Origin of the sequence: Salinicoccus albus DSM 19776 (genome assembly GCF_000385175.1) — a bacterium.
In the GTDB taxonomy this organism is placed as follows: domain Bacteria; phylum Bacillota; class Bacilli; order Staphylococcales; family Salinicoccaceae; genus Salinicoccus; species Salinicoccus albus.
In genome coordinates, this window is sequence record NZ_ARQJ01000031.1 from 99,803 (window position 1) to 124,360 (window position 24,558).

Below are 24,558 nucleotides of genomic sequence, written 5' to 3' on the forward strand. Positions count from 1 at the left end.
CGTCAGAGGCATTTTTTCTACCTTTTCAGATCAATGCTGTATTGATATTTATCACTTCTATACTTGGTCTTGGTAAATTCTATGGGATGGTCATTCATACCGAAGCTTAGGCGGGTCATTTCCAACAGGGCTTCCCCGGGTCTGATGCCCAGTAAATCCGCTTCTTCAATCGTGGCGTTTATGGCGCGTATATTCTCCTGTGCATTTTTTAAATATATATTATGTGCTTCCAATACATCATAATAATTCACCTGATTCAGATCATGCCTGATCAAAAGCTCACCGATGTCTTTTGGCCACGATGTCTTTTCTATGGCAATCGGTACATCATCGGCAAAACGGATTCTCTCTATCAAAAGGATTTCTTCCGCCTGACTGACATTCAATTCTGTTTTTTCCTGATACAGAGTCGCTCTGAATTCTGAACGGATCAGCCTTGAATGAGGCACCTGTCCTTTTGAACGCACCTCTTCTGCAAATCCTTTCAATCGCCCCAGGCTCCCCAAAAGATTTTGAGGCTTTACAATGGTCCCTCTGCCTTGTGTTTTTTTGAGCATTTCATTTTGCACAAGAATATTTATAGCCTGCCGAATGGTTGTCCGGCTGACACGGAATTCATTGATCAGCGCCTGCTCCGTGGGTATGAGGGTATCAGGTGCCCATATGCCCTTTTGGATGCGCGCCACCAATATATCTTTAACCTGGAGATAAAGTGCCTCATCGTCTCTGAAGTTATAATTCTCTTTTTCCATCGTTCTCTCTCCTTGGTGCAAGTGAAGGATATGACACCATTTTGTTGTCAACAAGCGGCTTTAACCAATTGTAATAAGCGGATAGATCTGAAGAAAATTGTTCGGGCATCTGACGCTCTCCATAGTCAGCCACTGCCTTCAAACTGACCGGTTCAATATTTATATGATAATGAGCATCATCACTCCTTTGAAATGCAGCCATCATATCAGTAAGCCCTGCTTTAACCCATTTTCCGCCTGCCGCTCCGGCCTGGTATGCTTCCTCCCTGTCTGTTTCAGTGACCAGCGCTGACGCACTGCGCTGATTCATGCCTAACAATTCCGATCTTGAAGTAAACCCCAGTTCTTTTTGTATCTCCGCTTCAATGCCGGCGGAAATCCCGCCCAGCACAGGACGCCCATTGATTACTTTGCGGTTCATTTGGCTCCCGCTGTCCCACTGTACCCCTTCGCTTGTGACAATCAAAGCACATCCATATTTATTAACTGAAGCTTCAACGCTTTTTAGTAAATCCTGTTTTACAAGCTTCTGTTCCGGTATAGCGATAAAATGAGGACCGTCTTCCTCATAGGCTTTAAATAAACCGGAGGCAGCTGCAAGCCAGCCTGTGTTCCTCCCCATTGTTTCGAGTATACGCACCTGCTCGAAGTTTTTCATTGCATACAGGTCACGGCCCATATCCAGTGTCGCGCGGGCAATATAATTAGCAGCACTTGCGAATCCAGGTGCATGGTCCGTACATCCCAGATCATTATCCACTGTTTTCGGCAGACCGATGACCTGCAGCTGATAATTCCTCTCCATCGTTTTCTGCTCTATTTTTCTCAATGCTTCCATCGTCCCATTGCCGCCGATCACAACTAAAGCATCTGCATTCAATCGCTTAAGGTTATCTGCACAGGCTTCCAGCTTTACCCCATCCAGAGCGTATCTGCCTGAACCCAGGCATGCCCCCGGTATATTTTTGTGACTGAGTATCCAATCAAGCACATACGAATCATCATTCAGAAAACGGTTCTGACTTAATCCCTCATATCCCTGTTTGAGGAATGTCAGGGAATTTTCCTCCATCAGTGCTTCGGTGAGGCCGGCCAGCGTTGCGTTCATCACAGATGTCGGACCGCCAGCCTGGCCAATTACAATATTCTTCATACGCCTGCTCCCTTTCACTCCGTTCTGTAGACAATCGTTTTGAGTCCGAGCTGATGCCCCAGTTCAATCAGCTGATCGGAAACATCGGCATACACAAGCGCATAGTGGGGCTCCATACCTTCTTCAATCAGCTCGGAAACAGTTTCAGTGACATTGGTGTCAAACGCCACTTCTACTGAAGTGCCGTTAAATCTTTGGGGCACGTCCAATGCGTTGCCGTTCATCACCAGCAGCTGATATCCACCCGCCGAATAACTCACTCTGAATATGGTCACCTTACCCGGCTTCAAACCGAACTCCATCGTAAAACCGAGCTTCCTGTTTGGGTGCACCCCTGCCCTGGCGCCTTCCTGCGGGCGCGCCAGTGAATATGCTCCTGCCCCGCAATGCCAGAACACTGCGGAGTTGCTTTCCTGGTTGACATGGACAAGATCCCCCAAATATGGCGGATGTCCTTCGGAGAGCTCCTGAAGGATATACATGGATACTGAACCGTGAATATCCGATTCACATGCTGAAACGATGCCATCTTCAGTAAATTGTGACAGTGTTGAACAGGCAGCGGCCCCCAGCTGGTTAAAGAATTCCGGATAACACCTGACCGCGATACCATTGATATCCTTCTCTTCAATTTCTTCTTTAAGGTAAGTTGAAAACTGGGCAAACCGCTCGACCGTCTCTGCATTTCTTTTGAGGCCGACCACCTGTTCCTCTGCCCGATCGATCGCTTTTTCCCATCTCTCACGAGGAATATTGACACAGTCTTCTAAAATCGCCTCCAAATCATAATAGTTTACAGTGACACCCAGCGTTTTCCTTAATGCCTGATCATCCGCACCCGAAAAATAAAATCCTGGCGGGTGTTCGCCGATCACGCCAATATTAATTGACTTTAAATCCTCTATCAGGCTGCTGACTTTCTGTTTATCCCGGGGTTCTAAAACAGTCGTCAGGTCTTTATTTCTCGTCGGATATTGTTCTTTTTCCTCAAAATGGCTGATGTAGCCAACTAAGTTTTCTTTCACGTCTTTTTCCTGGGCGTTCCCCAGTATGAATGCGTAAGGGTGATTCGAATATCTCAAATGGTGGCTGGTACTGTTGCCGCCAGTCAGTGAATTCAGTTGGAGTCTCCCCCCAATTTCAGGTTCACGTATACTCCAGACAATAACAGGCGCGCTGACGCTCTGGATTAATGCTTCAGCAGCTTCTGCATCGGCAAAGGTAACGCTCTGATAGATGGATAATTCTATCTTTTCAGTATCGATTTCATCCAGAAACCCATTGAGTTCGTCAGGCGATGTGACCACACCGTCCGGCTCATAAACTGAATTCGATAATTCATTTAACAGTTTAGAACTTTCTTTTCTTTGTTTTTCCCCTTCCTCCATATTGAAGGTTTTCTTACCCACCGGAATGTACAAAATATTTTTATCACTCATTCGATTACACGCTCCTCATAAGAAATTTTGAATTCACGCTGACATCGATCATTATGATTGAAACCCATTTAACGCTCCGACTTTTTCAAACAGTCCGGCGTCCGCTGACTGCGCTTTATAGAATACTGGCGGTCTGCCTAACGGGGCTTCTATACTGATAAAACCGCCATTAAATCTTTGGCCGCTCCATAAATGAATCCAGTCATCGTCTGGCAGATATACTTCCCAGGCGCCGGCATCTTTCTCATATACCGGAGCCACCAGTAATTCTGCCCCTAACATATACTGATACTGAACATCATAACTGTACGCGTCATTTTCATATTCATAGAACAGCGGACGCTGCACTGGCAAACCTGTCTCTGAGTTTTCTTTCACACATTTCTTAATGTACGGAGACAGTGTTGTGTAAATGTCCGTCATTTTCTTAAGATGGCTAAACGTTTCCCAGTCACTGTCATATTGGAAACAATCCTCCGGCCGGTTGCCTTCATGTGTTCTCATCACTGGTGTAAAAGCGGCCATCTCAGTCCAGCGCATAAGCAGCTCCTTACTTCTTTTGTTGCCATGCAAACTTGTATAACCTCCAATATCAGAGTGGTGGAGACCCATGCCGCTTACCCCTGCAGATAATGCGGCCGGAATCACGGAAGCCAGCCCGTCATCGATGCTCCAGTTCACACTCTGATCGCCTGCCCAAAGGAGTGGACAGTTCGATTGTATCCCAGTGTAACCCGCTCTCATGAAAAAGACGATATCCCCGGCCCGATCGGATTCTGCCACAGCCTCCCTGTTAATTTCCGCCCACAGTTTTGGCCATTCGTTATGTCTTTTTAATGCTGAGGACCCATCGTGGAGCACCACATCTGTCGGCAGATATTCTCCAAAATCCGCCATCCATCCCGACATCCCTAAATCAATCAAATAGTCTTTGATCACTTTTTTGTACCAGGTCACGGCTTTTGGATTCGTAAAATCCACCACCCCACAGTAAAACTCCCCAAAGTCGACCAGGTAATCCGCGCCCGCTTCATTTTTTGCCAAAAGGTTCAGCGCCTGCGCTTCTTTGAACAACATGCCATCATCCACCAGATAAGGATTGATGTAACCCATGAATTTTATATTTCTGTGATTCCATTCTTTTATCTTTGTATCCAACTCCGGATACTGGCGCGCGTCCCATTGCCAGTTCCATTGCAGCCGTTTACCGAAAGAGGTCGTTCTTCTGCCCTGCCAGTCCTGGAGCCAGACGGCGCCTACTTTCAAGCCGGCCTCTTTTGCTTCATCCAGCTTCTGTTCAACGACCTCAGTGCCGCCCTGGATACCCAGCCAGACACCATTGTAAGTCCATGCCGGCAATTCAGGCTGTCTGCCCAATAAGCAAGTCAGTTTCCCCTGAAGATCCTTAAACGTGTCGGCCACAGCAAACACAATCGAATTGGGGACTTCCCAAAAGTGCAGTTCATGAAAATCATTGTTTTCAAAATTAAAATCAGCGTATGCGGTCGTCTCTGAATGACAGAAATATTTTTCGGTAGATATGAATGTCGGCTGTGGATAGTTTGTGTTGTAGTAATCCCCGCCCGCCTTATCCTTCACATCGGCCTGGAAGGTTGTATAGGTCTTCTTATTTCTGCCGACGCCGGGTTCAGATGTCCAAAGCGGGAAATTTTTACCCTTGAGATTAAAATAGGACAATTGCTCTCCACAGCCATAGACTTTTTCTTCTGCGGTCGAAGGGATCCTTATCCAGCAGCGGTTATACCAGTCATTCCACTGTTCAAAATTCAGATAAAGGGAACCTTTGTCTTCCTTAATCTCCGTTGTAACCACTATATGGTCATCATTGGGATGCAAATGCCATTGGATGAGAATTTTATGATCTGTTTGTTCGATCGTCTCCGGATACAAGGGGAATCTTTCCGATACATAATCATTCATCTCGAAATTTCCCCGGTACATTTTTATATCTTCATGACCCTTTCCAATGAACAGCGCCGGGTTTTGTCTGGAGTGCTGGAATAATAATCTGTCAAAATATCTTAGCTCAAACGTACGTCCGTCACTGACAACATTGACGCCATGCAGAGCATTCACCATCATAAAACGTTCCTTTCAAATAAGTATTAACCGCTTTCTTCCAGTTGTTCCTCATGTTTGGTTAAGATAAAGTCCCCATACTTTTTATTCCATGACTTCACAGACACATAGAATAATAGTGCAGTGACAATAACCAGGACTATTGTTACCGGCCAGAACCATCCGGAGACAATATTTTCAGGGCTCGCCAATCCGATCGTTGAGAATACGATGAAGGTAAACACCATGCTGCTAAATAGTATGATGGACACCGGAATCGCGTATTTCCATGGTGTCATATCGACAGATGCGTTTGGCTTGAAGACAAACTTCTCCGGCAGCGGTCTGAGGAAACCGGCGATAAACATGATTGCCAGGGCTAAGACAAACAACAGACCTTGGACGTGGATAAAATTAATCGGCACATCGATACCAAAAATCATCGGCAGCCCCCACAGCAGCATGTAATACACAATCACATGGACAATGATGGCAATTTTAGGCCCGATCGGCGGAATCCGTTTCGAAAATATGCCCACTAATACGATTGCGATAATTGGTATATTGAAGAATCCGGTGAATTCCCTGATAATCACCCACAGTCCCTCCGGTGCGTTTAACAGCAGCGGTGAAATGAAAAAGGTGATTAAAGCGAGTGAAACCGCAAACCACTGGCTGACCCGGATCATTTTTTTGTCGGAGGCCTCCGTGTTGATCAATACTTTATATATATCATATACGAACATTGTTGCTGCACTGTTTAACAAGGAGTTAAAGCTTGAAAACACCGCCCCTAACAGCACTGCCAGGAAAAACCCATTGAGAAAAGTAGGAAATAGATCTGCAATGAGCGTCGGATAGGCAAGATCAATCGTCTCCAGGCCGGGACCATACAGATGAAAAGCGATAACACCCGGAATCATCATGATGAATGGCACCAGGATTTTCAGGAACCCTGTATACAATGCCCCTTTCTGACCTTCAGCCAGACTCCTTGACCCTAACGTCCGCTGGATGACATACTGATTCGTCCCCCAGTAGAATAAGTTAGCGAAAATCATCCCTGTAAATATTGTCCCAAAAGGCACGCCGTCCTCACTGGAACCGATGGAATTCAGCTTCTCCGGATTTTCAACCGTGATCGTTTTCATCCCCTGGAATATATTGCCGTCCCCCAGCGCAACAAACCCAAGGATAAGTACAAGAAAGCCGACCAGCAGCAAGCCGATGCCATTTAACGTGTCAGATATCGCAACCGCTTTCAAACCGCCGAAAATTGCGTAACTGGCGCCAATAATGCCGATGATCCACACCACCAGCCACATCGATTGTTCAAATGAAATCCCCAATGCCGAAGGTACATCAAATAATTGTAATACCGCTATCGAGCCGGAATACAGCACGGAAGGAATCGTTACCAGCCCATATCCGAGCATGAACAGACAGACGACCAGTATTCTGGTGCCCTGGTCAAATCTGTTATTGATAAATCCCGGCAGAGTAGTGAATCCGCCACCCAGATAGCGGGGCAATAATACCAAAGCTAACACAATGACTGAAAAACCAGCCGTCACTTCCCAGGCCATATTGGATAAATTTCCGCCAAAGGCCTGCCCATTCAGACCGATCAGCTGCTCCACAGACAGGTTCGTCAGGATCAAAGAACCGGCGATAAAGCCCCCGGTCAGTCCGCGGCCGGCGAGAAAATACCCCGTGGAATCACTAATTGTGTTTTTCGTTTTCTGGTATGAATACCAGGCCACCAAAAACATGAAAAACGCACAGGACAATATCGTGAATAAAAACTCACCCATCAGTAGTCCCCCATTGTTTAAAATTTTTGCTGTTTGCTTTTAATGACAACCATCATTTATCGTAAGTTTGAAATATAGGGCAACACTCCTTATTTTTAGTAATGATGTTTAAAAATAGATTATTACCTTTTCGGACATTATAATGTAACCGCATTCATTATTGCAATGATTAGATTTAATATTCTTTTAATTCTGTTAATTTTAATCAATGGATAGACTCATGCTGATACAACCATACAGGCCATATTATTTTCACATATAAAAACACATACACTTCAACTTGTGCATGTGTTCCTACTTTTTAATCAGTCGTTATCTTTTTCTTGATTGTTTTCCTGATTCAAATACTCTTCAAGATCATTTTTAATATTGCTAACCTGAGGGCCATAAATCACCTGTACACCATTTCCTTTTTTAACTATGCCATTAGGACCGGTACTATTAATCGTATCCTCATCTATTTGTTCGATATCTTTTAAGGTGATTCTGAGACGTGTGGCACAGTTATCAAATTCTTCAATATTGTCTCCGCCACCTAATCCTTTTGCCAGTGCCATTGTTTTTTCGCTGGCATTGACTTGCTGTGACATATCCTTTTCTTCACGTCCTGGCGTTTTAAGTTTCATTTTTGTAATCATGAAACGGAAAGTGATGTAATAAAGGAGGAACCAAACAATGCCGATTGGTATGACATATAGGAAATTTGTTTTATCATTGCCCTGCAGCACACCGAACAGGATATAATCGATGAATCCACCACTGAATGTCTGTCCAATTGTTATACTGAATAAATCTGCCATCATGAATGCCAGACCATCATAAACCGCGTGGATGACATAAAGGATTGGTGCGACGAACAGGAATGAAAACTCCAGTGGTTCTGTAATACCTGTGAAGAACGATGTCAATCCGGCTGAAAGCATCAAACCGCCGACAAGCTTTTTGTTTTTAGGTTTTGCAGTATGATAGATTGCAAGACCTGCACCAAGCAGACCGAACATCATTGTGATGAATCGGCCAGACATGAACCTGGAAGTGCCTTCATAGAATTTTTCAACATCCGGATCAGCTAATTGTGCGAAGAATATATTTTGTGTACCCTGAATCAGCTGACCATCCACTCTTTTCTTTACTTTCCCGTATGAATTCTCCGCCTCAGGTGATCCAATCTACTCTTTCCAACGTATATACAGTAAGAGACGATAAATCATTTGAAACGAGGTGTAAGTCGTGCAGAAACTGTTAATGTTGATAATGATGATGGCACTCCTGCTTGTGGGCTGTGGTGGTGAGGATACGGAGACGGCTGATGAGAATGTTGCTTCTGAAACAGAAAGTACAGAAGCCTCTTCTGAGTCCCCGGAAGACACCGGCAAAGTGAAACCCACGGCCTCCGCTTCCGAGGAAAACAGCCAGTCCAATACTTCAAGTGAATCCGTTGAAATATTGAAAGATGAGCGCGAGGGCATCATACCTGAACGGATAGAAATCCCCGCAATCGATGTGGATGCTCCGACCCAGCATCTCGGCCAGCTGGACAACGGTGAGATGGCTGTACCGGATACACTGCACGAGGCGGCGTGGTATGAACCTGGATATAAGGTGGGTGCACCGGGTAATTCCGTTATTGCCGGCCACGTGGATGATACGGTAAATCCTGGCGTGTTTTCCCAGCTCCACACTCTTGAAGCGGGTGACGAGATCATCGTTCACGGAGAGGACGGCACCTCGCTGACATTCACCGTCTATGATAAGGAGCTGTTTGATGCTGACTCGGCGCCGGTGGATAAAATTTTCGGCTACTCACACAACAGTCTGCTAAACCTGATTACCTGTGAAGGGCCGTACGACTATGAAGCAGGCGGCACACCGAATCGATGGGTCATCTATACTGAACTGAATACGGATGTCTGATCATTGCATGGAGGCCATTGAATTTAAAGCCTCCATGTCTTTTTATTCCGTGTTAATATATAATAGTAAAAAAGATTGCAAAACAAAGGAGAATCGTATGGCCAGCACGGATTCAGAACTGTATGATGGTCTTTTGGCAGGTGACAAATCCTGTCTGGAAAGACTATACCGGAAGTATGAAAAGCTGCTCTATTCCTATGCATACAAGATGACCTCAAGCCACGAGAAATCGGAAGAGGTGGTTCAGGATGTCTTCATGAAACTATGGCAGAAAAAAGGCGCTTATGATGCCGCTAAGGGGAAAATGTCGACGTGGCTCATTACGCTCACCCGCAACGCTGTCATTGATCTGTCCAGACGCAAACAGCTGGATACGTTCGAATACGATGAACGGGATGATGTGGATAACGAAACTAATCCTTTTAATTCAACTGTTGAAAAGACGGCAGAAAAGCACGAGGATCAGAAAACAATTGCGCACGCCGTAAAGTCACTGAATGACGAACAGCAGCGGATTGTTACATTGTTCTACTTCAAGGCCTATTCCCAATCCCAGATTGCGGCGGCTTTGGACCTGCCGGTCGGTACGGTAAAAAGCCGCCTTCGGCTGGCACTCGGCCATTTGAAGAAAAATATTGAACGCTCAGAGAAAGGGGGCACTCATGATGAATAACAAACACTCAAAAGAATGTGAACAGCTCATCGATTATTATAATGGACAGTTGAATCGAGCAGACGGTGAAGCGTTCGAAAAGCACCTTGCAGAGTGCCCCGACTGCCAGCAGGAACTGGCGGAATTAGAAGCACTGAATGCTGACCTCGTCCATGGGCTTGAACAGGTTGAACCGCCGGAAGATATGGAAAGCCGCATTCTGACGAATATCTTTGATTCGGATACAGAAACCAACGAAAAACAAACGGAAAATGGCGATGTTAAACCAGATAAGAAAAGAAGTGGGACATCAAACATCTATAAAAAAATGATGCTGCCGCTTGCGGCCGCCCTCTTCTTGTCGGTAATCGGCAACATATATCTGTGGTCCTCCCAGGAGCCATCGGATTCCCTGTCACAGGCACTCGTCAACGAGGAAGAGGCTGTCACTCTGCAACCGTCAGCGGAAACCCAGGATATGGATGCTCAGATGGCGATGCATGAGGAAGATGGCCAGCAGACACTTGTACTGGAAGCCAATAACTTCACCAACTTGAATGAAGGCGAAGTCTATCAGGTATGGCTCATGGAAGATGAACAGCCATACAGAGCGGGGACATTCGTGCCGAATGAAAATGGGAACGGCTATATTGTCTTCACCCTTGATGAATCCGCTGATATCAATTGGGATATGGTGGCAATCACGATAGAAGGGTCGCCGCACAATGATACACCTCAGGGCGACATCGTTATGTCCAGCGAATTTTAAGGGAACAGAACCTGTTTCGACAAAAAGTCGAAACAGGTTTTTCAGTTTTTTCAGAAATAATGTGATCCAATCGGCCATCTCTCTCGTATACATTATGAAAACTATAAAAGGAGTGAGAGGATGGACGTTAAGAAAGCACTGTTTGTACCTGTTGCCGCATTACTGGTATTTTCAAATGCTGGCATGGCACAGGCAAACGAAGCAGACCAAGGGGAAGAACACATGCCCACAGTTGACACAGAAGCCGCGGATTTAAGAGCAACACTCGACCATCAGTTGAGTGAGCACGCATTTCTTGCAGTAGAAACGATGAGGAAAGGCGCCGACGGTGCTGAAGACTTTGACCAAAGTGCAGCCGCATTGGATCAGAACACAGCAGAACTTGCGGAAACAATCACGTCGGTCTATGGAGAAGAGGCAGGACAGCAGTTTGAAACAATGTGGAGTGAACATATCGGCTACTTCGTTGACTATGTGAATGCGACCGCTGAAGAAGATGCGTCCGGAAAAGAAGAAGCATTGAATCAGCTGGCACAGTACCGAGAAGATTTCTCGATGTTTTTAGAAAATGCCACAGAGGAACGTGTTGAAGCTGAAGGACTGGCAGAAGGATTGCAGATGCACGTTGATCAGCTCATTGGCGCATTTGATGCCTATGTCATGGGCGATTACGAAAAGGCATATGAGTATGAGAGGGAAGCCATCAATCATATGTACATGGTCAGTAAAGGGCTGTCAACTGCGATCGCTGACCAGTTCCCGGATCAGTATAACCATACCGACCCGGCAACACCGGCAGCAGACTTGCGTTCTGAACTGAACTATCTGTTCAGTGAACATGCTGGCCTTGCAGCTGTTGCCATGCAGAACGGCATCGACGGTTCAGAAGACTTTGAAGCCTCCACCGAGGCATTGAATCACAACACAGAAGATCTGGCTGCAGCAGTCACTTCAGTTTATGGTGAAGAAGCAGGACAGCAATTTAAAACAATGTGGAGTGAACATATCGGCTACTTTGTCGACTATGTAAATGCCACAGCGCAAGACGATGAGAATGCCAAGCAGGAAGCACTCGATAATCTAATGATGTACAGGGACAATTTCTCAGAGTTTATGGATACAGCGACAGAAGGCAACCTGCCAAGTGAAGATCTGTCAGAAGGTCTGCAAATGCATGTTGACCAGCTGATCGGCGCATTTGATGCTTATGCAGAGGGCGATTACCAGACGGCTTACGATCAGACAAGAGAAGCCTATCATCATATGTTCATGACAGGTAAAGGGCTCTCAGGTGCTATTGTCATGCAGATGCCAGATCAATTCAAATCAGAAATGCCTGAAGAAATGCCAGATACGTCAATGGCACCGCCAGTGAAAAAATACGAAACAGATGACTATCCAACCAGATAGAGGAAATGATTGACCATTTTACTGACGCCCGGCTCCGCCTTCAGAGCCGGGCATTTTATGTAAAAATGGCTTCCGTTGCGATAAAAACAGCCGAAGCATGGATCACGAAAAGTGATCGCAGTGCTTCGGCTTGTTTATATTCATCCAAATTTTTCAGTTTTCTGCCTATTGTCTTTCTTTGACCCAGTTAATGATGCCGCCGGCAAGCAGAAGATCAATCTGTCTGTGGGTCATATTATGTTTCACTTTGATATAATCTCCTGAACGTTTCAACTTAACATCGAAAGTGTTATGCTCCTGAACTGTCTGGTGGATGTTCCTGAATTCGAGGATATCTCCTTCTTCGATCAGTTCATGATCATCTTCATTAACGAATGTTACCGGCAGGATGCCGAAGTTGATCAGATTCTGCAAGTGGATCCTTGCAAAGTCTTTGGTCAGCACCACTTTTAATCCCAGATAACGGGGCGCCAGTGCGGCGTGTTCGCGGCTTGAACCCTGGCCGTAGTTGAATCCGCCAACGACCATGTGTCCGCCGGCATCGCGTTTTTCCTGTGCTCTTTCATAATAGCTCTCGTCGATGCCTTCGAAAGTGAACGTACTGATTTTTGGAATATTACTGCGGTACGGCAGCACTCTCGAACCGCCGGCAAGAATCTCATCTGTAGAGACGTTGTCCCCCATCTTCAACAGCACTGGCAGATCGAAGTCGTCCGGAATCGGATCGAAATCAGGGATTGTAGAGACGTTCGGTCCTTTTTCGAGTTCAACTTCACTGTTTGTTTCTGCCGGTGCTTCCAGCATCTCCTGCGCATTTATGCTTGCTGGCTCGGGAATCTCAGGATAAGGCATATCCATTGTTCTCGGATCTGTGATGACACCAGTCAGTGCTGAAGCTGCTGCGATTTCAGGACTGCAGAGGAAGACTTTGTCTTCTTTCGTACCAGAACGGCCAGGGAAGTTTCTCGGCACAGTCCGCAGACTGTTCTCTCCGGTCGCCGGTGCTTGTCCCATACCGATGCAGCCGTTACAGCCGGCCTGGTGCAGCCGTGCGCTGGCGGACAACAGGTTGGCGATATGGCCATTTTCAACCAGCTGCTGCAGCAATTGTCTGGATGTCGGATTGATATCAAGTGATACGCCGTTGGCGATCTGTCTGCCTTTGACCATTTCACTGGCCACCGCAAAATCACGATAGCCTGGGTTCGCAGAAGAACCGATATAGGATTGATAGATCGTTTCTCCAGCCAGTTCAGTCACCGGTACGACATTGTCGGGACTCGTTGGTTTCGCAACCAGCGGTTCCAGTTCTGAGAGGTTGATCTGGTCGTGATCATCATATTCTGCCCCTGCATCCGCTTTTAATTCGGACCATTCATCTTCGCGGCCCTGTGTTTTCATAAAACGCTTGATCTCGCCGTCTGCCGGGAACACTGTCGCTGTGGCACCCAGTTCTGCACCCATGTTGGCAATCACGTGACGGTCCATCGCAGAGAGCTCGTCCAGTCCCGGACCATAATACTCAATGATCTTGCCGACACCGCCTTTAACACTGTGACGACGCAGCATCTCCAGGATGACGTCCTTCGCGCTGACCCAGTCAGGCATTTTGCCTGTGAGTTCTACACCCATGACGCGCGGCATCTTGATATGGTATGGCTCACCGGCCATGGCCATCGTGACATCAACACCGCCGGCACCGATTGCCAGCATGCCCATACAGCCATTTGCACATGTGTGGCTGTCAGAGCCGAGCAGTGTCTTACCGGGCAGCGCCAGTTCCTGCATGTGCACCGGGTGACTCACCCCGTTGCCGGGTCTGCTGTAATGTACGCCGAATTTCTTGGCCGCGCTCCTTAGAAATATGTGGTCGTCCGGATTACGATAATCCTCCTGGATCAAGTTATGATCCACGTACTGGGCTGAAACTTCCGTCTTCACCCGGTCGATGCCCATTGCTTCCAGCTCCAGCATCACCATTGTACCTGTGGCATCCTGCGTCAACGTCTGATCGATCTTCAGACCAATCTCTTCACCAGGATTCATCTCTCCAGTAACCAAATGATCCTGAATTAACTTCTGAGCAACATTCAATGCCATGTTTTTTCGCCCTCCTCATATTTAATATATTCATCAATTGAGAATATACGTATATAACTACTATTCACTGATTTGAGAAGGTTAAACTGGAAATTTAGCAAAATCCTCCAGATAATTTGGGAATCATTGAATTTTATGTGTAGGTTTGCACGGTGAGGCGTTTTTTATTATCATTTTTCAATGAGGAGGCTGACAATGATTGATAAAAAGACGACCGAAAAGATCAGAAGCCAGGCAGGATATATGGAGCAGAAAGGACGGCTGAGCAATGAAGCACTGGAATATATCTATGATAAAGGCCTGTTTAAATTATTCGTCCCTGCTGAAATCGGGGGCAGCATCAAACCGCTGCCGGAAGCGTTAAAAATTTTCGAGGCAGCCGCTCACGTGGATGGCAGTTTCGGCTGGGTCGTACAGATTGGTTCCGGCGCCGGGTTCTTTGCCACCACGATAAAACCGGACCAGGTGAGGAAATATTTTTCTGTCCGTGATTTCTATATTGCCGGCAGCGAAAAAGCGAACGGTACAGCCAGAAAGACGGATGACGGCTACATGATCAACGGTACATGGCGCTTCTGCAGCGGTGCAGACCATGCCAGCCTATTTACTGCAAGCTGTATCATAGAATCCAATGATACAGAAAACGGAAGTTTGTATGCTTTTGCCTTTACTCCGGATCAGGTGACAGTTGAAGCGGATTGGAACGCTTTCGGTCTAAAGGCAACGAGCAGCCATACGATTCATGTGAAGGATGCATTAGTCCCCACTAAACGACGTTTCGACGTGAGCGATCCCCACTTCCATTTTGATCACCCAGTCTATCATTACCCCTTTACACCATTTGCTGTAGCAAATATCGCGGCCACAGTTATGGGTGTCGCCAGCCATTTCTTTGAGGCTGCACGAAACCACATCGAATCGAAAAAAGCCCGGTGGTCAAAGAACGGCTCAAACCACTACGCTCATACGAAGAAAATTCTGGCAGAGAATGAAGCAGATTTCCTGAAATCACGTGCAAATTTTTATGAAAAAATTGAGTCAAGCTGGAATAACCACTCCAAGGGTATTCCCCTCACTTCCAAAGAAATGGAAACAGTTTTCTACCAAAGTAAAATTGTTGTCCACTTTGCGGTCACAGGCGCTCAAACGCTCATTCGCTACCTGGGAATGGATGTCGTTATGGCAGATCATCCATTGAACCGGATATACCGGGATCTCCACACAGCATCACAGCATGGGCTATTGGTGGATACAGAAGGTGAAGTCAATAAATTTTAATTGGTATCTCATGTAAAAAGGTGCGCTGAGACAGTACTGTCTCAGCACACCTTTCCCTATTTAACCGTTAAAAGCAGGAGTGAAATTAAGTGGTATAAAACTCTGAGATACTACAAGTAAATGTAGTGTAATTATATATGTAAGGAGGTGAAAATCCTGGCACATGATACAAAAATCCTGGAACAACCAATACTACTAGCACTAGTATTAATCGCTCCAGGAATAATCAAACAACTCAGACTCTGGCAACTCGGTAATCTCGAAAGCAAAAGGGATAACCAAGAATGATTTTCTATTACGGGGGGCTAATCCCCCTCCTCACATATTATTCTATAACGAAAATAAGAGGGCGCAAGTGATGAGTGTTCAAGCAATTGCGACTATGCTCATTTTACTGATACCTATATTTCTTATGATTCCCCGCAAAGCGCATCTTAATTATTTAAATAGGAAGATGAAAAATGACTGAAGAATGTGATTCATAGGTTTATATAAGCCGACAGCGAGAATCGAACTCGCATTGCAGCCTTACCATGGCTGTGTTCTACCATTAAACTATGTCGGCAGATGAAAATACCAAAATTCATTATAACATAAGCCATACCAATCTTGTACATCTGTGTTATTAAAATTTTTGAATTTCTCCCTGTTAGTAATAGATTTACACTTTATATAGTAATATTATACTTTCTTATATTATAAAACACACACATGCTCCCCTTAACCGGGAAACTTGTGTGTGTCTGCACTCTGTGTCACTATCCTATTGTTCCATCTGCTTCTCAAACTCGGCATTGACGTTATTGGCCTGGGGCCCGACGACGATCTGAAGGTTGTGGTCGTCGGCTTTGACGACGCCGTGGGCACCGGTCTGTTTGATCTTCTCTTCGTCGACGCGGCTCATATCTTCAACAACGAGTCTCAGCCGGGTCATGCAGTTTTCGTAGTCTGTGATGTTTTCTTTGCCGCCAACGTTCTCCAGGATCTTCTTGGCCATATATTCATATTTGGAATGGCTGAGTTCCAGTTCATACTCCTCCTCATCTTTTGCTTCTCCGAATTCCTCATCCTTCTCTCTGCCGATCACTGGGATGTCCAGCTTCGTGATCAGGATATAGAAGGTGAAGTAATATAAGGCTCCGAAAGCAAGACCGATGGGCAGTATGAACAGGCCGTTATCGGCGATGCCCAGATTCAAGGCGTAGTCAATGACACTGCCACCGAACGAGAAGCCGTGCCGGATGCTCAGCAGATATAGGGTGGCACCGGCGAGTCCTGTGTAGATGGCATGGATGAAGTAAAGCAATGGTGAAGTGAAAATGAATGTGAACTCGATGGGTTCGGTCAGTCCGGCCACGACGGAGGTCATACTGCCGGATCCCATCAGCGCTTTAGTCTTCTCTTTTTTCTGCTTGTATGCCGCTCTTGTGATGGCGAGCGCAACCGCTGGCACACCAAAGATCATGACGATGAAGAACCCGCCGAGGAAGAAACCGGCTGTCGGGTCACCGTTGAGGAATCTGGTGATTTCGCCCTGTACTGTTTCCCCGTCCGGTGTTTCATAACTGCCCAGTCCGAAATAGATATATGTGTTCAGTACGTGATGCAGTCCGAACGGCAGCAGGAACCTGTTTAGGAAGCCGAACAGGAAGATGCCGAATGCGCCCATGCCGACCAGTGCCTGAGCGAAGGAATCAATGCCTGCCTGGGCATACGGCCAGACGAGTGACGCCAGCCCGGCGACGGGAATCATGATGAGAATGGTCAATGTGATCGGCCATTTCTCACCGCCAAAGAACGAGAATATGGCGGGCAGCTGGGTATTTTTATACCTGTTATACAGCCCGGCGGCAATCAAACCGGAGAGCACTCCGCCGAAGACGCTCATATCGAGGTCCGGATTCATGAGAGTCAGCCCCTGATTTAATATGGTGATTGCCAGATAACCAGTTAATGCAGGAATCCCCCTGTCTTTCGTTTTCGACATCCCCATGGCGATACCGATCGCAATGAGCACATCCATATTATCGAAGACGATGCCCGCAGCCTGGAATAATGGAATGTTGAGCAGATCTTCGGCACTCAGGCGGAATAAAATCCCGGCAATCGGCATGGCGACGATGGGAATCAGCATGGATTTCCCCAAATTCTGCATGAATTTCTTCATTGTCATGACCCCTTCCTGCTTAGATCACGGTAGGTGATCAGCCTGAATCTATCATCGTTTTGAATGCGCTGGTTGATATCGTCATCTGTCAGCGCATCGAGTTCTTCCAACCTTGGCATGGCATAGGTAGAACCGTTCAGAAGTGCTTTATCGATATAAGAGGGATGGCACAGAACTTCAATGGTTTCTGCACTGCCGAATGTATCGATGATCTCGTCATTATCCGCGAGCAGGATATCCGGTTCATATTGGAAATAATCAGTGGTGATATAATCTGTAACTGCTGACTCAAAATTATTTCGCACCGGCAGACAGTATTCATTGGCCAGCGTTTTGAATACCGGCAGCACGTCCTCAAGATGGTTGACATGGTGGTGGCTGTCCAGATGCGTGGGTGTCAATCCTGAACTTAAGAACTTCTCGATCTGTGCCTGCCATTCTTTGTACAATTCCTCCGGATCGATATGAAATTTTCCCTGGTAGTGGCTGTTTTTCTTGAAATTTCCTTTTGCATCCACCAGTGTGTGATGACCCGCCACAAGCGGTCTGCCGCATGTAAGGGTCAGGTGCACACCGATGCCAAGTTCCGGATGGTCTCCGCCGAGTCTGAAAGCATGTTCGGCTGCCGGCATGTTGGTCATCAGTGTGGTTGAAGTGAGTATGCCCTCAGTATAAGCATCGATGATGCCGTAATTGACCGCCCGTGAGTAACCGAAGTCGTCTGCGTTGATGATTAACCGTTTCATTTTTTCCATCCCCTTTTCGGCCTATTTCAATTCCGGCCAATATCCCTGGTTTGCTTTGATCAGATCTTCAAGTATCGCTTTTGCCTTATTAACGTCCGTCACTGTACGGTTGAGCGTCAATGCCTGGAGCAATTTGTTATAGCTCCGCTCAAAGCAGGCATCAACGACGAGTGTTTCAAATGCATACTGATTTTCAATCAATCCTTTATAAAACGTCGGTATCTCTCCGACCGCGAATGGTTTTGGACCATGAGCGCCCAACATCGCCGGCACTTCAACCATGGCATCAAACGGAATGTTGGCAATGACGCCTTCATTTTTGACCATGACCGTGAAAATATGATTCAGATGATAAACGAGGGAAGCGGCAGCCTTCACCATGTAGACCCCATGAATATCATGTGTCAGTGATGCCCTCGCCATCGACTGATCTGCGATGATCCGATCGCATGTCTCGTGCACGCGTTTCTGCCGGCCGTTCATGACCTGTCTGGCACGCGTATTATCCCGCGATTCTTTCTCTGCCAGATCCTCCGGGTACAGATAATACTGCAGGTAAGTGTTCGGCAGATAATCCGGGAAGTCCATCAGTATTTGCCGGGCGGTCGCGAAGGTCGCTTTCCAGGACGCATCATCGGCGATTTCACTGTCGGTCGGGACGAACCCTTCGCTGATGATTTTGTCTTTAATCGTCTGTGTATAATCGTTCCCCTGTGTATCTTCGATTTTCGTAAACCAGCCGAAGTGATTGAGACCGAAATACCCGGGCACGAGATTCCACACGTCTTTGCCGAGCATATCCGCATAGCTCTGCATGATGGCAATCGGCATATCACAGATATTAAGCAGCCGGTCATCCTCCGGAAATACACGCTTCAGCGCCTCAGCAACAATCGCGGCCGGATTGGTGTAATTCAAAATCCAGGCATCTTTGGCGTATGTCCGGATGTCTTTCACCAGCTCGATCATGTCCGGTATGGAGCGCATCCCGTAAGCCATGCCGCCGGGGCCGCATGTTTCCTGGCCGAGGACACCATGCTTCAGCGGAATCTGTTCATCTTTCTCACGCATGGCCAGCCCGCCGGTCCGGATTTGCAGAAAGGCAATATCGATATCCTCAAACGCCTCTTTTTTATCGGTCGTGTACTTGAAAGACTCCAGTTCCGGATATTTTTCTCTCAATATGACTGCTGTCGCCTGGCCAATTCTTTCCTGACGCGCACCATCCGTATCGTAGAGTGTCAGTGTCTTTAAAGGGAGTGTCTCTTTCTCTTCAATCAGACTCATGATGATGCCGAGTGTATAGGTGCTGCCCCCACCGGCAATGACAAGATTCTTTCTCTCCATATGAAACCCCTTCCATTTAATTTAATACAAATATAACATGACATTTTTTATAATACAATACAACTAAAATACAAATTTACAAAGATGTATTAATAAATGGATACAAATGATAGAATGGAAGTAATTAAGCAGGAGGTTTGAATGCACTATGTGGGAGACAACTTTGCCTTTATATCAGCAGGTGGCAAACAAGATAAAAACGGACATCATTGCGAATGATGCCCGTGATGGGGAAGCCATCCCGACAGAAACAAAGCTGGCAGAGATGTATGAAGTCAGCCGTGTGACAGTGAGACGGGCAGTGAAGATTCTGATCGAGGAAGGACTGATCTACAGTGTCCACGGCAGCGGGACATATGTCAGCGGGAAAAAGATCGAACATGATATTTATAAACTGCAGGGGTTTACCGAGGAGATGAGCGGATTACATAACAATCCCTCTAATGAGATACTGGAATTCCAGCTCACTGTACCGTCGGAGTCGGTCAGAGAATATTTGAATATCGGAGAGAACCAAAAAGTCTATTATGTAAAGCGTTTACGGCTTGCTGACGGGCAGCCTTTGATACTGGAAGAATCCTATCTGCCGTTTGAGCTGTTTCCGGACTTGTCCGTTGATGTGCTGAAGCAATCAAAATATGAATTTATCGATCAAAAAGGGTTTAACATCAGTAAAAGATATGCGGACTTAAAACCGATCCTGCCAAGCGATGAATTGATGGCGCAGCTGCACCTCGAAACAAAGGATCCGATGCTCTGTCTGGAAGCCTGCGCCACATTCGATGACGGTACAATATTCGAGTATTCCAAAGTGTACTACCATCCGATAAAATATACATTTAAGCTGGTGTCGGAGAAATGATCAAAACTGAATATCTTCTCGCCGCCTATCTCGTCGGTGTGATACCCACATTGTTTGCTTATTGGTATTGACTGGACAACTATGATAACTGATTAGACGACTCAGCCATTACATCTAATAATCCCCAGTCTACGGACATAGACTGGGGATAACGCCATGTTAAGCAGCTTTGCAGTCACAATTCAACTTTCAGTATACAGGACACTAACTGCAAGAGTTTTTATGCTGTAAATTAATAGTACAGTTAAATTTGCTTTGTATAATACTTTTAATCGTTCTATAATAAGTCTGATAAAGAGGAAGAATTATAGATGAAAACTTCGAGTCTTCCGTAACACGGATGAAACAATCATCATCATTCACTCCATCGGTACATGCCGAGTCTGTACCCCCACAGCTTGATTAGTTCGCTCCGCCATATATAGAATGAGTTCCCGCCTTCATGCCAGCGCTCTCCGTCTGCGTTTAATGCAGAGATATACCGGAATTCAATACTCCCATCGTTCACTTTGTCATAAATATGTTTCGCTCGCTTAATATGATAATCGCTGGTAACGACGAGTGCTGAAGTCATGCCGCGGGCGCGCATGACCTCCATGGTGATGGCGGCATTGGTATAGGTGCTGGTGGCTTCGTAGTCTTTGATCAACGCGTCTTCTGGGATACCGTGGGCAACGGCAAGTGCTGTACTTTGTGAAGATGTTTCAGATTCAATCACCGGGGTGATTAGAATATAGTCTGCATGCCCTGCATGATAGAGTTCTGCGGTCTTTTCCATGCGCCCCGCGTCACCGCCGACCAGTACAATGAGGTCACTGTCGACCGGTGTATCTGAATAGCTATGGTTGAAGCTGTCAATCAACGCAACCACGATAAGCATTAAAACCATACATATGACAATGATTGTTATTCTAATCTTCATTGGCCCACCTCATTTAAGCATTGGACGCCGGACACAGCCATTCCCTGCTCGTATCAATTTTCTGTACTCGAGCTGTCTGGTTCGAATATGTATACAAATTCCGAAGGCTGCTCATCAAACAACCTTCGGAATAAACATCAGCCGGCCACTTTTTTCGTTGGTACTCTTGGCGCTCTGTAGGCCGGGAAAAATTCAGTATTTTCATCCGTGCCTGCCAGCCGGCACAGTTCGTGATACACCGCCCGATTCCATATTTTCCTGCCAATATGGAACTTGAATTCTGTGTTTTTGGAGAATCTTTTCTTGAATTTCAGCACACTGTCATCCACATCATTGGAAACCCCGCCGCCATAATGGATGACGGAGTAATGATTCTTCTTCCCCCAATTCATTGCCGTATACTTGAGCAGATAAGCTGGTGAATGATTCAGATACTTTGTTTTCGTACCGTTCAAATGATCGTGTATGACATTACCTGAGATGAAATAGAGCCCCATGGCGATGATCTCGTCGTCATAGGAAACACTTGTTGTAATAATGTTTTCTGGAAACTTTTGCTTCATTTCATAGAAATATCTGTGGTCAAAGTAATAAAAGCCGGTAGCATCATTCCGCTTCATCGTCTCGTTATAAATGTTTATGAACGCTTCGATATGATCAAAACCTTCAGTCAGGGTACATGAAATCCTTTCGTCCCTGAACAGTTTCCGGACCCGTCTGCGTGCAGTCGCACAAAATTCTTCCTGGAATGTATCTTCATAATTCTCCAGATCCGTTCCTACAGTATTCCGTATATACTCGACATCATATATCTTTCTGAATGGATTCTGATTCTGAAATATGGGGTTGAATCTGACAAACTCCGCGACGATATTATTCGTGTTGCAGTACTCAGAGAAACGTTTTTCAAACGCTGCAAGCAGGCCGTCCAGATCCGTATAGTGATGCACAACCGGTCCCCCGTAGCCGTAAGGAGTGATCAGATCGTAATACGTTTCGCCGTCCACCTGCGTATCGATCGCCCGTTTGATCGCACTGAGCGTCATATGCCCATACCTGTTCTTTACTTCGAAAAAGATCGCTTCCCCGCTTTCAATCAGCTCATTGACCTGTGCGTATTCCCTCGTAAAGTAGATATCATTGTTCATAGTAAGCCCTCCCCATGGATATTTTTAGCGGTCACTCTAAAACTTACGCGATCACTTTATCCGAAGAGACGATTTGTCTGAACAATCTTATGACTCTGCTGATTTCCTCTACGGTCATCTTTGTATCTGAAGGCAGACAGATACCATTTTCAAAAAGGTACTTCGAGTGATCCGCCCTGTCACTGAAATAATCACAACCTTTGAAAAGCGGCTGCATATGAAGGGGCTTCCAGACCGGACGGGCTTCTATATTACCCTCAGCGAAATACTTGATCACTTCACCGGCATCTGTCCCCAATTTTTGGGGATCTATCGTAAGTGTGGAAAGCCATCGGGTGTGAAATGCGCCATCCATTTCCGGCATGAATTGTATACCATTCACATCTCCCAGGCCATATACATACTGTTCAAAGATGGCACGCTTCTGGCTGATCCTGTCTTCCAGCACTTCCATCTGACCTCTGCCGATTCCTGCACTCACATTGCTTAAACGATAATTGTATCCCACATTCTCATGCTGGTAATGCATCGTATTTTCTTTGGACTGGGTCGCTTTCTTCAATGCTTTTTCGATGAGTATTTCTTCGTCGGAGACGATCATCCCGCCGCCTGAAGTCGTGATTATCTTATTACCATTGAATGAAAAGATACCAAATTTACCAAATGAGCCGCTCATCCGCCCTTTGTACATGGCGCCCAGCGACTCCGCGGCATCTTCAACGATCGGCACCCCGTATCTGTTGCAAATATCAACGAGTTCATCCATTTTCGCAGACTGGCCATAAAGATTGACGATGATAACTGCTTTTGGGAGTTTCCCTTTCATCTGATAAAAATCCAGTGCATTTTCCAGAGCTGACGGAGACATATTCCAGCTCTCCATGTCTGAATCGATGAAGGCAGGTTCCGCCCCAAGATAAAGGACCGGATTCGCACTTGCCACAAAAGTTAAGGAAGAACAGAGTACGGTATCGCCCTTACCCACCCCCAGCAGATCCAGGGCAAGATGTATTGCCCCTGTCCCGCTGTTGAGTGCACAGGCTGCTTTTATACCTGTATATTCCCTGACCTGTTTTTCAAATATATCGATATTCCTGCCTAATGGCGCAATCCAGTTTGTCTTGAACGCTTCTTTGACATATTTCTTTTCACTGCCCCCCATATGCGGGGACGATAAAAGTATCCTGTTTTGAGACATGCTATAGCACCTCTCCCTTAATTGGATTATTATATTACATTGGTTTTCAGTATCATAATGACTTCCCGACAAAGTTTATGATGTGATACTCATTTCCCAATAGAATTTCTTTTCATTTCAGGGTCTGATTCCATCTTTCCTGAAATTACGTATATTTCATCCATTTTTCCCTTATTTCCTGTAAACGCCTGGACCGTACTCTCCCCTTCCTGGCTGATGCCTTCGCTCTGCAATACTTTTCGGACGGTCATATATAGGATCTTCACATCCAGCCGAAACGTGTGGTTTTCAATATACCAGACATCCATTTCGAATTTTTCTGGCCATGGCAGGGTGTTGCGTCCGTTCACCTGCGCCCATCCGGTAATCCCCGGCCTTACCTCGTGACGCTTCATCTGCCGTGTATTGTACAGTGGAAGATATTCTGTCAATAAAGGTCTGGGACCGACGAGACTCAGATCGCCCTTGATGACGTTGATCAGCTGAGGCAGCTCGTCCAGGCTGTATTTGCGAATCATCTGTCCGGTGGGCCTCAGACGCAGCGTATCCGGCAGCAGTTTGCCGAACGCATCGGTTTCATCCGTCATGGTCCTGAACTTGTACAGTTCAAAACATTCTCCGTTTCGACCCGGTCTGATCTGCCTGAAGAGCAGCGGGGCACCCAGCTCCCGATGCACCAAAATTGCAGTGACCGCCATGACAGGCAGAAGGAGGATCAGAAGCAGGACAGCTGCCGCCAAATCGAACAGTCGTTTCATAAATCAGTACTCCCCTCTTAATTAGAGTATTGATCCTGTGATTCTTTAAT

The 24,558-nt window shown here is 46.2% G+C and carries 19 protein-coding genes, 1 tRNA gene and 1 pseudogene; 6 read left to right on the top strand and 15 right to left on the bottom strand.

All coding sequences use genetic code 11. The features are described from left to right. Nucleotides 1-17: 17 nt before the first annotated feature. The 6 genes and pseudogenes from G343_RS0110890 to G343_RS14605 form a co-directional block, all read right to left on the bottom strand. On the bottom strand, nucleotides 18-752 hold the full coding sequence (locus G343_RS0110890; protein ID WP_020008182.1) for a GntR family transcriptional regulator: 735 nt from the start codon (nucleotides 750-752) through the stop codon (nucleotides 18-20). Then, a complete protein-coding gene (locus G343_RS0110895; protein ID WP_020008183.1) occupies nucleotides 733-1,905 on the bottom strand; it encodes a diphosphate--fructose-6-phosphate 1-phosphotransferase in 1,173 nt (390 codons plus the stop codon). The genes G343_RS0110890 and G343_RS0110895 overlap by 20 nt, the downstream gene beginning before the upstream one ends. Nucleotides 1,906-1,919: 14 nt before the next feature. After that, on the bottom strand, nucleotides 1,920-3,344 hold the full coding sequence (locus G343_RS0110900) for a hypothetical protein (protein ID WP_020008184.1): 1,425 nt from the start codon (nucleotides 3,342-3,344) through the stop codon (nucleotides 1,920-1,922). A 51-nt stretch (nucleotides 3,345-3,395) separates the two neighbouring features. Beyond that, a complete protein-coding gene (locus G343_RS0110905) occupies nucleotides 3,396-5,447 on the bottom strand; it encodes an alpha-glucosidase (protein WP_156823615.1) in 2,052 nt (683 codons plus the stop codon). A gap of 23 nt (nucleotides 5,448-5,470) precedes the next feature. Then, a complete protein-coding gene (locus G343_RS0110910; RefSeq protein WP_020008186.1) occupies nucleotides 5,471-7,237 on the bottom strand; it encodes a solute:sodium symporter family transporter in 1,767 nt (588 codons plus the stop codon). Nucleotides 7,238-7,542: 305 nt separating this feature from the next. Further along, a pseudogene (locus G343_RS14605) lies at nucleotides 7,543-8,358 on the bottom strand (PTS transporter subunit EIIC); the annotation flags it as partial. Between the two features lie 109 nt (nucleotides 8,359-8,467). Between G343_RS14605 and G343_RS0110920 the strand changes: the two are divergent. The 4 genes from G343_RS0110920 to G343_RS0110935 all read left to right on the top strand — a co-directional run bounded on the left by G343_RS0110920 (nucleotide 8,468) and on the right by G343_RS0110935 (nucleotide 11,982). Next, nucleotides 8,468-9,151 carry a class F sortase gene (locus tag G343_RS0110920; RefSeq protein ID WP_020008188.1) on the top strand — a complete coding sequence of 228 codons (684 nt, stop codon included), beginning with the start codon at nucleotides 8,468-8,470 and terminating at the stop codon, nucleotides 9,149-9,151. A gap of 97 nt (nucleotides 9,152-9,248) precedes the next feature. Then, nucleotides 9,249-9,824 (top strand): RNA polymerase sigma factor, encoded by a 576-nt coding sequence (locus tag G343_RS0110925; RefSeq protein WP_020008189.1) that lies wholly within the window; start codon nucleotides 9,249-9,251, stop codon nucleotides 9,822-9,824. Further along, complete coding sequence (locus G343_RS0110930) at nucleotides 9,817-10,572, top strand: anti-sigma factor (RefSeq protein ID WP_020008190.1); 756 nt, start codon at nucleotides 9,817-9,819, stop codon at nucleotides 10,570-10,572. Before G343_RS0110925 ends, G343_RS0110930 begins: the two co-directional genes overlap by 8 nt. 120 nt (nucleotides 10,573-10,692) lie before the next feature. Further along, complete coding sequence (locus G343_RS0110935) at nucleotides 10,693-11,982, top strand: hypothetical protein (protein WP_020008191.1); 1,290 nt, start codon at nucleotides 10,693-10,695, stop codon at nucleotides 11,980-11,982. A gap of 165 nt (nucleotides 11,983-12,147) precedes the next feature. On the opposite strand, the gene G343_RS0110945 is transcribed toward G343_RS0110935, so the two are convergent. Next, entirely contained in the window at nucleotides 12,148-14,082 is a 1,935-nt protein-coding gene (locus G343_RS0110945; protein WP_020008192.1) for an aconitate hydratase, read from the bottom strand. Between the two features lie 195 nt (nucleotides 14,083-14,277). Here G343_RS0110945 and G343_RS0110950 point away from each other — a divergent pair, with 195 nt between their 5' ends. Continuing rightward, nucleotides 14,278-15,360 (top strand): acyl-CoA dehydrogenase family protein, encoded by a 1,083-nt coding sequence (locus G343_RS0110950; protein WP_020008193.1) that lies wholly within the window; start codon nucleotides 14,278-14,280, stop codon nucleotides 15,358-15,360. A 494-nt stretch (nucleotides 15,361-15,854) separates the two neighbouring features. Here G343_RS0110950 and G343_RS0110960 read toward each other — a convergent pair. The 4 genes from G343_RS0110960 to G343_RS0110975 form a co-directional block, all read right to left on the bottom strand. Further along, a tRNA-Thr gene (locus G343_RS0110960) sits at nucleotides 15,855-15,925 on the bottom strand. Nucleotides 15,926-16,123: 198 nt separating this feature from the next. Then, complete coding sequence (locus tag G343_RS0110965) at nucleotides 16,124-17,527, bottom strand: PTS transporter subunit EIIC (RefSeq protein WP_026366374.1); 1,404 nt, start codon at nucleotides 17,525-17,527, stop codon at nucleotides 16,124-16,126. A gap of 2 nt (nucleotides 17,528-17,529) precedes the next feature. Then, entirely contained in the window at nucleotides 17,530-18,273 is a 744-nt protein-coding gene (chbG, locus tag G343_RS0110970) for a chitin disaccharide deacetylase (RefSeq protein ID WP_020008196.1), read from the bottom strand. A 21-nt stretch (nucleotides 18,274-18,294) separates the two neighbouring features. Further along, nucleotides 18,295-19,620, bottom strand: coding sequence for a 6-phospho-alpha-glucosidase (locus G343_RS0110975; RefSeq protein ID WP_020008197.1), 1,326 nt, complete (start codon nucleotides 19,618-19,620; stop codon nucleotides 18,295-18,297). A gap of 148 nt (nucleotides 19,621-19,768) precedes the next feature. On the opposite strand from G343_RS0110975, the gene G343_RS0110980 reads away from it, so the two are divergent. After that, a complete protein-coding gene (locus tag G343_RS0110980) occupies nucleotides 19,769-20,482 on the top strand; it encodes a GntR family transcriptional regulator (protein ID WP_020008198.1) in 714 nt (237 codons plus the stop codon). A gap of 355 nt (nucleotides 20,483-20,837) precedes the next feature. Here G343_RS0110980 and G343_RS0110985 read toward each other — a convergent pair whose 3' ends face one another. From G343_RS0110985 to G343_RS0111000, 4 genes are all read right to left on the bottom strand, one after another. After that, nucleotides 20,838-21,404 (bottom strand): YdcF family protein, encoded by a 567-nt coding sequence (locus tag G343_RS0110985; RefSeq protein WP_020008199.1) that lies wholly within the window; start codon nucleotides 21,402-21,404, stop codon nucleotides 20,838-20,840. Between the two features lie 137 nt (nucleotides 21,405-21,541). Beyond that, complete coding sequence (locus G343_RS0110990) at nucleotides 21,542-22,552, bottom strand: GNAT family N-acetyltransferase (RefSeq protein WP_020008200.1); 1,011 nt, start codon at nucleotides 22,550-22,552, stop codon at nucleotides 21,542-21,544. Nucleotides 22,553-22,595: 43 nt separating this feature from the next. Beyond that, nucleotides 22,596-23,750, bottom strand: a complete 1,155-nt coding sequence (locus G343_RS0110995; RefSeq protein ID WP_020008201.1) for a DegT/DnrJ/EryC1/StrS family aminotransferase — start codon at nucleotides 23,748-23,750, stop codon at nucleotides 22,596-22,598. Nucleotides 23,751-23,839: 89 nt separating this feature from the next. Further along, a complete protein-coding gene (locus G343_RS0111000) occupies nucleotides 23,840-24,508 on the bottom strand; it encodes a sugar transferase (RefSeq protein WP_020008202.1) in 669 nt (222 codons plus the stop codon). Nucleotides 24,509-24,558 lie beyond the last annotated feature (50 nt).

What these genes read in the sequence shown, in the direction of transcription:
- G343_RS0110890 (WP_020008182.1), bottom strand. Translation starts at nt 752, where the DNA reads ATGGAAAAAGAGAATTATAACTTCAGAGACGATGAGGCACTTTATCTC.
- G343_RS0110895 (WP_020008183.1), bottom strand. Translation starts at nt 1,905, where the DNA reads ATGAAGAATATTGTAATTGGCCAGGCTGGCGGTCCGACATCTGTGATG.
- G343_RS0110900 (WP_020008184.1), bottom strand. Translation starts at nt 3,344, where the DNA reads ATGAGTGATAAAAATATTTTGTACATTCCGGTGGGTAAGAAAACCTTC.
- G343_RS0110905 (WP_156823615.1), bottom strand. Translation starts at nt 5,447, where the DNA reads ATGATGGTGAATGCTCTGCATGGCGTCAATGTTGTCAGTGACGGACGT.
- G343_RS0110910 (WP_020008186.1), bottom strand. Translation starts at nt 7,237, where the DNA reads ATGGGTGAGTTTTTATTCACGATATTGTCCTGTGCGTTTTTCATGTTT.
- G343_RS0110925 (WP_020008189.1), top strand. Translation starts at nt 9,249, where the DNA reads ATGGCCAGCACGGATTCAGAACTGTATGATGGTCTTTTGGCAGGTGAC.
- G343_RS0110930 (WP_020008190.1), top strand. Translation starts at nt 9,817, where the DNA reads ATGAATAACAAACACTCAAAAGAATGTGAACAGCTCATCGATTATTAT.
- G343_RS0110935 (WP_020008191.1), top strand. Translation starts at nt 10,693, where the DNA reads ATGGACGTTAAGAAAGCACTGTTTGTACCTGTTGCCGCATTACTGGTA.
- G343_RS0110945 (WP_020008192.1), bottom strand. Translation starts at nt 14,082, where the DNA reads ATGGCATTGAATGTTGCTCAGAAGTTAATTCAGGATCATTTGGTTACT.
- G343_RS0110950 (WP_020008193.1), top strand. Translation starts at nt 14,278, where the DNA reads ATGATTGATAAAAAGACGACCGAAAAGATCAGAAGCCAGGCAGGATAT.
- G343_RS0110965 (WP_026366374.1), bottom strand. Translation starts at nt 17,527, where the DNA reads ATGAAGAAATTCATGCAGAATTTGGGGAAATCCATGCTGATTCCCATC.
- chbG (WP_020008196.1), bottom strand. Translation starts at nt 18,273, where the DNA reads ATGAAACGGTTAATCATCAACGCAGACGACTTCGGTTACTCACGGGCG.
- G343_RS0110975 (WP_020008197.1), bottom strand. Translation starts at nt 19,620, where the DNA reads ATGGAGAGAAAGAATCTTGTCATTGCCGGTGGGGGCAGCACCTATACA.
- G343_RS0110980 (WP_020008198.1), top strand. Translation starts at nt 19,769, where the DNA reads ATGTGGGAGACAACTTTGCCTTTATATCAGCAGGTGGCAAACAAGATA.
- G343_RS0110985 (WP_020008199.1), bottom strand. Translation starts at nt 21,404, where the DNA reads ATGAAGATTAGAATAACAATCATTGTCATATGTATGGTTTTAATGCTT.
- G343_RS0110990 (WP_020008200.1), bottom strand. Translation starts at nt 22,552, where the DNA reads ATGAACAATGATATCTACTTTACGAGGGAATACGCACAGGTCAATGAG.
- G343_RS0110995 (WP_020008201.1), bottom strand. Translation starts at nt 23,750, where the DNA reads ATGTCTCAAAACAGGATACTTTTATCGTCCCCGCATATGGGGGGCAGT.
- G343_RS0111000 (WP_020008202.1), bottom strand. Translation starts at nt 24,508, where the DNA reads ATGAAACGACTGTTCGATTTGGCGGCAGCTGTCCTGCTTCTGATCCTC.